Annotated in this window: 10 protein-coding genes; 1 reads left to right on the top strand and 9 read right to left on the bottom strand. The window is 45.9% G+C overall.

Annotated features, from left to right (window positions below; all coding sequences use genetic code 11):
- Positions 1-178 precede the first annotated feature (178 nt).
- The gene (gene glmU, locus K5Q99_RS07875; RefSeq protein ID WP_220776531.1) at positions 179-1,543 is read right to left on the bottom strand and encodes a bifunctional UDP-N-acetylglucosamine diphosphorylase/glucosamine-1-phosphate N-acetyltransferase GlmU; all 1,365 of its coding nucleotides are present in this window, start codon (positions 1,541-1,543) and stop codon (positions 179-181) included.
- A gap of 191 nt (positions 1,544-1,734) precedes the next feature.
- Here glmU and K5Q99_RS22420 point away from each other — a divergent pair, with 191 nt between their 5' ends.
- Positions 1,735-1,941 carry a hypothetical protein gene (locus K5Q99_RS22420; protein ID WP_246604422.1) on the top strand — a complete coding sequence of 69 codons (207 nt, stop codon included), beginning with the start codon at positions 1,735-1,737 and terminating at the stop codon, positions 1,939-1,941.
- A gap of 51 nt (positions 1,942-1,992) precedes the next feature.
- Here the strand turns inward: K5Q99_RS22420 and K5Q99_RS07870 are convergent, their stop codons facing one another.
- From K5Q99_RS07870 to atpB, 8 genes are all read right to left on the bottom strand, one after another.
- Positions 1,993-2,421 carry a F0F1 ATP synthase subunit epsilon gene (locus tag K5Q99_RS07870; protein WP_063883851.1) on the bottom strand — a complete coding sequence of 143 codons (429 nt, stop codon included), beginning with the start codon at positions 2,419-2,421 and terminating at the stop codon, positions 1,993-1,995.
- A 36-nt stretch (positions 2,422-2,457) separates the two neighbouring features.
- Positions 2,458-3,849 carry a F0F1 ATP synthase subunit beta gene (gene atpD, locus K5Q99_RS07865; protein WP_106648796.1) on the bottom strand — a complete coding sequence of 464 codons (1,392 nt, stop codon included), beginning with the start codon at positions 3,847-3,849 and terminating at the stop codon, positions 2,458-2,460.
- Positions 3,850-3,884: 35 nt separating this feature from the next.
- Complete coding sequence (gene atpG / locus K5Q99_RS07860) at positions 3,885-4,745, bottom strand: F0F1 ATP synthase subunit gamma (RefSeq protein WP_106648794.1); 861 nt, start codon at positions 4,743-4,745, stop codon at positions 3,885-3,887.
- A 50-nt stretch (positions 4,746-4,795) separates the two neighbouring features.
- Complete coding sequence (gene atpA, locus K5Q99_RS07855) at positions 4,796-6,337, bottom strand: F0F1 ATP synthase subunit alpha (RefSeq protein WP_006083843.1); 1,542 nt, start codon at positions 6,335-6,337, stop codon at positions 4,796-4,798.
- A gap of 14 nt (positions 6,338-6,351) precedes the next feature.
- Positions 6,352-6,885, bottom strand: coding sequence for a F0F1 ATP synthase subunit delta (atpH, locus tag K5Q99_RS07850; protein ID WP_006083842.1), 534 nt, complete (start codon positions 6,883-6,885; stop codon positions 6,352-6,354).
- 15 nt (positions 6,886-6,900) lie between these two features.
- Positions 6,901-7,371, bottom strand: a complete 471-nt coding sequence (gene atpF, locus K5Q99_RS07845) for a F0F1 ATP synthase subunit B (protein ID WP_006083841.1) — start codon at positions 7,369-7,371, stop codon at positions 6,901-6,903.
- 37 nt (positions 7,372-7,408) lie between these two features.
- Positions 7,409-7,660: a F0F1 ATP synthase subunit C gene (atpE, locus tag K5Q99_RS07840; RefSeq protein WP_006083840.1), complete on the bottom strand. Its 252-nt coding sequence runs from the start codon at positions 7,658-7,660 to the stop codon at positions 7,409-7,411.
- 64 nt (positions 7,661-7,724) lie between these two features.
- Positions 7,725-8,519 (bottom strand): F0F1 ATP synthase subunit A, encoded by a 795-nt coding sequence (gene atpB, locus K5Q99_RS07835; RefSeq protein WP_220776530.1) that lies wholly within the window; start codon positions 8,517-8,519, stop codon positions 7,725-7,727.
- Between the last annotated feature and the right edge of the window lie 8 nt (positions 8,520-8,527).

The following is an 8,527-nucleotide window of genomic DNA, read 5'->3' as shown; positions in this document are numbered from 1 at the left end:
GATCTAAATATATTTAAAAACAATAAGTTGCACATATCACAATTCAATTAACTCAAGCTTAATTTTGTCGTTTTTGTTATTTTTATTTAAATCAAACAAATCAAGCATTCCAAAAAGATGACTAAATATAAAAGCGGCACATGGCCGCTTTATAGATACTCAGTTGAGTTAAATAAACTTACTTTTTAGTTTTAACTGGACGCTGCCAACCCGTAAGATGCTTTTGCTTAACGCGGGTAATGACTAACTCATCTTCGCCCACATCACGGGTAATCGTTGAACCTGCGCCTAAGGTAGCCCCTTTACCAATGGTCACCGGTGCCACCAGTTGAGTATCGCTACCAACAAAGACATTATCTTCAATCACAGTGAGATGCTTATTCGCCCCATCGTAGTTACAGGTGATAGTGCCCGCACCAATATTTACGCCCGCACCAATTTGCGCATCGCCTAAATAGGCTAAGTGTCCCGCTTTTGATCCCACTCCTAACACGGCTTTTTTCATCTCAACAAAGTTGCCGATATGGGCATCTTGCTTAAGTTCAGCTCCCGGACGTAAACGGGCAAAAGGCCCAGCACTGGCGGCTACGCCGAGCTTAGCGCCTTCGATAATAGAGTAAGGTTTGATCTCGGCATTATCAGCAATTTCAGTGTCGATGATGATCGCACCCGCACCAATGCTGACATTATTGCCAATCACTACTTTACCTTCGAAAATGACGTTTACGTCGATCATCACGTCCATCCCCACGGTGACTTCACCACGGATATCGATACGGCTTGGATCGCGCAAATTAGCGCCAGCAATCATTAGCTTTTCGGCTTCTCGGGCTTGATAGGCACGTTCGAGTTGCGCAAGCTGCACGCGGTTGTTAGCACCTTCGACTTCAATGGCTGATTGGGGTTGAGCGGTATTAATCTCAATACCATCGGCGTGGGCCATGGCGATAATATCCGTTAAATAGTATTCGCCTTGAGCATTGTTATTCGATAAACGGCTCAACCAAGCTTTAAGTTGTTCACCTGGAACAGCCATGATGCCGGTATTGATTTCGTTAATCAGTAGCTGCTCTGCATTGGCATCCTTTTGCTCGACGATGCCGACAACCTTGCCCTGCTCGCGCACGATACGGCCATAACCCATAGGATTGGCTAAATTCACCGTTAAGATGGCCACACCATTTTCAGGGCGAGCAGCGAGTAAGGCTTCAAGAGTTGATTGTTGTATAAGCGGCACATCGCCATAAAGAATGAGCACAGTATCATTGTCGGCGATATGCGGGCTAGCCTGTGCAACCGCATGACCCGTACCTAATTGCTCAGCTTGCAATACCCAGTTGAGTTGTTGCTCACCTAAGCTGGCTTGTAGCTTGTCAGCACCATAACCGTAGACTAACTGAATCGCGTCGCTACCCACTTTGTGGGCGGTGTCTATGACATGTTGCACCATGCTCTTGTGGGCGATGGGATGTAATACCTTAGGAAGATCAGAGCGCATCCGTGTTCCCTTGCCAGCCGCTAAGATCACTACATTTAATACCATTGCCATATCCTTGAACAAATACCCAAGAGGGTGAAAAATTACGGTCGTATACCAATCACATTAAATATCTAATCAGCTCAGAGCCTCACAGGCATCTCAATCCAAGGCGCATTGACGCAGAAATGGTTATTCCCTTTTAAGTCAATGCAACACGGGAGTGGGATGCCTGTGAAGCTCCCAAAGGGCGGCCGATGTTAAATTCATGGCAATGCGCAAGGCTTTCGACAGAGCACCACTATGCCTTCAAACCTTTGCCTTGTCTAAAGCGCGTTGAACTCCCGCTGAATGAACAGATATTTAATACGATTGGTATTAGTGGCGCAATTTTAACGGAAAGCACATCGAAAAGCGAAGCGGATAGTGATAAGAAGAAATCAAATACACGCTTACCCAAATGACATCCACAAAAAAGGCGACCTTATGGTCGCCTTTTTTCACAAACAATAACCTTATCTGGCAATGTTTTTCTTGATGGTTTCAACAACACGTAATTGAGCCATAGCCTTAGCTAACTCAACCATAGCCGCGTCATAATTGAAGTCAGCGCCAGCAGTTGCCATATGGGCTTCTGCACGACGCTTAGCTTCTAATGCCGCTTGCTCATCAATATCTTTGGCACGCATAACCACATCAGCCAATACGGAGACAGAAGAAGGTTGCACTTCCAGAATACCACCTGAAAGGTAAAACACTTCTTCACTGCCGTCTTGCTTGACGATGCGCGCCATGCCAGGTTTGATATAACTCAGCAAAGGAGCATGGCCATGCATTATGCCTAACTCACCTTCAGAACCAGTCACTTGTAGACTCGCTACACGACCAGAGAAGATGTTGCTCTCTGCACTTACTATATCAAGATGTACTGTCATGGCTGCCATCCCGTTCTCCTTAAAAAACTAAGTATGACTACTTAGTTATTTCTTTTTGTTCGCTTTCTCGATGACTTCATCGATTGAGCCAACCATGTAGAACGCTTGTTCTGGCAGGTGATCAAACTCACCGCTCAAAATACCCTTAAAGCCACGGATAGTGTCTTTCAGAGAAACGTACTTACCAGGAGATCCAGTAAAGACTTCTGCTACGAAGAAAGGCTGAGACAAGAAACGCTCAATCTTACGAGCACGGAATACAGTTGTTTTGTCTTCATCAGACAATTCGTCCATACCCAGAATCGCAATAATGTCTTTCAGCTCTTTGTAACGTTGCAGTACAGTTTGCACGCCGTTAGCAACGTCATAATGCTCTTGGCCAACAACCAAAGGATCTAATTGACGTGAAGTCGAATCCAATGGGTCAACTGCTGGATAAATACCCAGAGAAGCAATTTGACGTGACAGTACAACAGTCGCATCTAAGTGAGCGAAGGTTGTTGCTGGTGACGGATCGGTCAAGTCATCCGCAGGTACGTATACCGCTTGTACAGAGGTAATAGAACCTGTCTTAGTTGAAGTGATACGCTCTTGCAGAACGCCCATCTCTTCAGCCAATGTTGGTTGATAACCTACCGCAGAAGGCATACGACCTAACAGTGCAGATACTTCAGTACCGGCTAAGGTATAACGGTAGATGTTGTCAACGAACAACAGTACGTCACGACCTTCGTCACGGAACTTCTCTGCCATAGTCAGACCAGACAGTGCAACGCGCAAACGGTTACCTGGAGGCTCGTTCATCTGACCATAAACCATGGCCACTTTGTCGAGAACGCCAGAATCTTTCATCTCATAGTAGAAGTCGTTACCTTCACGAGTACGTTCACCTACACCGGCGAATACAGAAAGACCCGAGTGGGCTTTAGCGATGTTGTTAATCAGTTCCATCATGTTAACTGTTTTACCAACACCCGCACCACCGAACAAACCAACTTTACCGCCCTTAGCGAATGGACAAACAAGGTCGATAACCTTGATACCCGTCTCTAATAGTTCAGTAGAGCTTGATTGATCTTCGTATGAAGGAGCTGTACGGTGAATTTCATAACGCTCTTCTTCACCGATTGGACCCGCTTCATCAATAGGCTCGCCTAATACGTTCATGATACGGCCAAGAGTGGCGGCACCAACAGGAACAGTAATAGGTGAACCTGAGTTTACTACTTCAAGCCCACGACGCAGACCGTCAGAAGAACCCATAGCGATGGTACGAACTACACCACCACCTAGCTGTTGCTGAACTTCCAGCACCAGACCATTACAGGAACCTTCACCTACGATCTTCAGAGCGTCATATACTTGAGGTACGGCATCTTGTGGAAACTCTACGTCCACAACCGCGCCAATCACTTGGACAACAGTACCTGTGCTCATGATTAATCCTCTAAAACTTGTATTCGTTACCTAACCTAAACCGCAGAGGCACCAGAAACAATTTCCGACAGTTCCTGCGTAATAGCAGCCTGACGGGCCTTGTTATAGACCAATTGCAAGTCGTTAATCAGCTCACCAGCGTTGTCAGTTGCCGACTTCATCGCCACCATACGGGCAGCTTGTTCAGAGGCAATGTTTTCAACAACACCTTGGTAAACCTGAGATTCTACATAACGAACCAATAAGGTATCCAAAAGTGCTTTTGGATCTGGCTCGTAGATATAATCCCAACGATGAGCAATTTCATCATCTTCTGATTTAGGCAAAGGTAGCAGCTGCTCGATCACAGGAGTCTGCGTCATAGTATTCACAAATTTGTTAAATACCACGTACAGACGATCCAGCTTGCCTTCGTTGTAAGCTTCTAGCATGACACCGACTGTCCCGATCAAGTCAGCGAGCTTTGGAGCATCGCCTAAACCTGAAGCGTGAGCAGACACTTGTCCACCGAAGCTTTTGAAAAACTGCACACTACGTGCGCCAATTGGGCAAAATTCAAATTCTGCACCTTGGGCTTTCCAGCTTTTCACGTCTGCGACAACCTTCTTGAAAAGGTTAACGTTCAGACCACCACAAAGGCCACGGTCGGTTGCTACAACAATGTAACCAACCCGCTTAGCCTCTCTCACCTCCAAATAGGGGTGTTTATACTCGAGAGAACCTTGCGCTACGTGACCGATCACCTTACGCATGCTTTCCGCATATGGACGGCTCGCAGCCATGCGTTCCTGCGCTCTGCGCATTTTGCTGGCTGCCACCATTTCCATGGCGGACGTGATCTTCTGAGTGTTTTTCACACTCGCGATCTTGGTTTTAATCTCTTTAGCGCCGGCCATCTCTACTCTCCAATCTGGACCTGAGGTGTCTTAAGACACCTCTATCATTGTTACCAGGTTTGGGTTGCTACGAACTTGTCGAGGCCAGCTTTTAATTCAGCTTCGATATCAGCGCTATAATCACCAGTATCATTGATAAGCTTCATTAAAGGAGCATGCTCGCTGTTCATGAACGAGAGCAGAGCGGCTTCGAAATTACCGACCTTGTTCAGCTCAACACTCTTCAGGTAACCTTTTTCAGCTGAGAAAATAGACACAGCTTGAGCGGCTACGCTCATTGGAGCATATTGCTTTTGCTTCATCAGTTCGGTAACACGCACACCATGCTCAAGTTGAGCACGTGTTGCATCGTCAAGATCAGATGCAAATTGCGAGAACGCAGCAAGCTCACGATACTGTGCTAGTGCGGTACGAATACCACCAGACAGTTTCTTGATGATCTTAGTCTGAGCCGCACCACCAACACGAGAAACAGAAATACCTGGGTTAACCGCTGGACGTAGGCCAGAGTTAAACAGATCGGTCTCAAGGAAGATCTGACCATCGGTAATAGAAATTACGTTGGTCGGTACGAATGCAGAAACGTCACCCGCTTGCGTTTCAATAATTGGCAACGCGGTTAAAGAACCGGTTTTGCCAGTTACTGCACCTTTAGTGAACTTCTCTACATAAATCGCGTTAACGCGTGATGCACGCTCTAGTAAACGTGAGTGTAGATAGAATACGTCACCTGGGTAAGCTTCACGGCCTGGTGGACGCTTGAGCAGTAACGAAATCTGACGATAAGCAACTGCTTGCTTAGACAAATCATCGTATACGATCAAAGAATCTTCACCGCGGTCACGGAAGTATTCACCCATAGAACAACCAGAATATGGCGCTAAGTATTGCAGAGCAGCAGCTTCAGAAGCAGTTGCAACAACAACGATAGTGTTAGCCAAAGCACCGTGTTCTTCTAGCTTGCGCACTACGTTAGCGATAGTAGAAGCCTTTTGGCCAATCGCAACGTACACACATTTAATGCCAGAATTTTTCTGGTTGATGATTGCGTCGATCGCCATAGCTGTTTTACCAGTTTGACGGTCGCCAATGATCAATTCACGTTGACCACGACCGATAGGGATCATGGCATCAACGGCTTTGTAACCAGTTTGAACTGGTTGATCAACAGACTGACGTTCAATAACACCTGGTGCGATAACTTCAATTGGCGAGTAACCATCGTTATCGATAGGTCCTTTTCCGTCAATTGGCTCACCTAGAGTGTTAACAACGCGGCCAAGAAGACCGCGGCCAACTGGAACTTCCAGAATACGGCCAGTCGTTTTCACTTTTACGCCTTCTGCTAAATCAGCATAAGGACCCATTACTACGGCACCGACAGAATCACGTTCAAGGTTCAACGCGATTGCAAAACGGTTACCAGGCAGTTCGATCATCTCACCTTGCATCACGTCGGCTAGGCCGTGGATGCGGATGATGCCGTCACTTACCGCAACGATAGTACCTTCGTTACGAGATTCGCTAACGACTTCGAACTGCTCGATCCGCTGCTTAATCAGATCGCTGATTTCAGTGGAATTCAGTTGCATGCTCAAACTCCCAATTACGACTGCAGCTTATCAGACAGACGCGATAATTTACCGCGGACCGAGCCATCGATGACTAGGTCTCCTGTCTTAATGATTACACCGGCGATGAGCGCGGCGTCAGTGCTGCAATTCAGCTTAACTTTGCGTGCGAGACGTTTCTCTAAAGAAATACTAATCTGCTGTTGTTGTTCAGAGCTCAGCTCAGTTGCAGAAACCACATCGGCTTCCACTTCTTTTGCCCACTCATTACGGTATTCAGTAAATAACTGAGATACAGCAGGTAGTACCTTTAAGCGACCGTTTTCAGCCATTACCTTTATCAGGTTCTGACCTTGCACATTGACTTGCTCACCACACACACTAATAAAGAGTGCTGCGAGCTTAGTGCTGGCTAAAGAGCCAGCTAACAGTGGTTGCATGGTTTCGTTTTCACTCACCAATGCGGCAAACGTAAGCATTTCTGCCCATGAATCCACTGCATCTTGTTCAATAGCAAAGTCAAAAGCTGCCTTTGCGTAAGGGCGAGCGATGGTGGTTAATTCAGCCATAACTCAACTCCCTTATCAAATTTCAGCGACTAGTTTATTAACTATGTCACTGTGGGCGGCTGGATCAATAGAACGCTCAAGGATCTTCTCAGCACCCATGATGGCAAGAGTAGCAACCTGCTTACGCAGATCCTCTTTGACGCGATTACGTTCAGCTTCAATTTCTGCTTTACCCTGAGCGATGATTTTAGCACGCTCAGCGTCTGCTTCGGTTTTGGCTTCTTCAACTATTTGAGCTTTACGCTTGTTAGCTTGCTCAATAATTTCATTAGCCGTTACCTTGGCTTCTTTTAGTTGGTCAGTCGCTTTCGCTTGTGCCAACTCCAGGTCTTTTACCGCACGATCAGCATCAGCTAGACCGTCAGCAATCCTTTTTTGGCGCTCTTCGATGGCATTCATCAAAGGGGGCCATACAAACTTCATGCAAAACCACACGAAGATGATAAAGGCGACCGTCTGACCGATTAGGGTAGCGTTGAAATTCACAACAGCCTCCTATTTAGAGTTAAGACAGAAGCGTTTTTTACAGCATTGCACCCAGTGGGTTGGTAAACAGCATGAATAATGCGATACCAACACCGATCATAGTTACGGCGTCAAGAAGACCCGCTACGATGAACATTTTAACTTGTAGCATAGGAGCCATTTCTGGTTGACGCGCAGCGCCTTCCAAGAACTTGCCGCCTAATAAGCCGAAACCGATTGCAGTACCAAGAGCACCCATACCAATCAGCAGAGCAACAGCGATAGCTGTCATGCCTAAAATCGTTTCCATCTGTATCTCCAGTATCTAAATCTGTATTAGTTGATGATTTAGTTTAAAATTTCTTCAGCAATCCTTAATGATCTTCATGCGCCATGCTTAAATAAACAATGGTCAACATCATGAAGATAAACGCTTGCAGTGTGATAACCAAAATGTGGAATATTAACCAACCCAGTTGCAGAGTCACACCTAGGGAAGATAATAACAAGTTGGTACCATACATCAGCGCAATAAGGATGAAGATCAACTCACCTGCGTACAAGTTACCAAAGAGTCGCAATGCCAATGAAATTGGCTTAGCTATCAAAGTAACTGTCTCTAATAGGAGGTTGACGGGTATCATTGCCTTATGGTTAAAGGGCTGTAGTGTCAATTCTTTAACAAACCCAGACACACCTTTGACCTTAATGCTGTAGAAAATAATCAGCACGAACACACCAATAGCTAAGCTAAAGGTAATGTTAACGTCAGTCGTCGGAACCGCTTTAAGATATGGAATACCCATTAAACTTGCTGCGTAAGGCAGCCAATCTACAGGGATCATATCCATGAAGTTCATCATGAATACCCATACAAAAATGGTCAGAGCTAAAGGTGCGATCAGAGCATTGCGACCATGAAAACTTTCTTTCACGCTGTTATTTACGAACTCAACGATCATCTCAACAAAACATTGCAGTTTGCCAGGAACACCGGAAGTCGCTTTTTTACCAACGCTGCGGAAAATCCACAGGAACAGAACACCAAGACCAACCGAAAAGAACAACGAATCAATGTGCCATGTCCAAAAGCCTTCACCAACACTTAAGTTGGTAAGGTGATGTTGGATATAGCCCTGCGGTGTTAACGCTTCACCAGTTGCAGCCATGATTCATC

The organism is Shewanella hafniensis (assembly GCF_019655335.1).
In the GTDB taxonomy this organism is placed as follows: Bacteria; Pseudomonadota; Gammaproteobacteria; order Enterobacterales; family Shewanellaceae; genus Shewanella; species Shewanella hafniensis.
The sequence above is the reverse complement of the archived record's forward strand: the minus strand, read 5'-3'. Positions and strand labels throughout refer to the sequence as shown.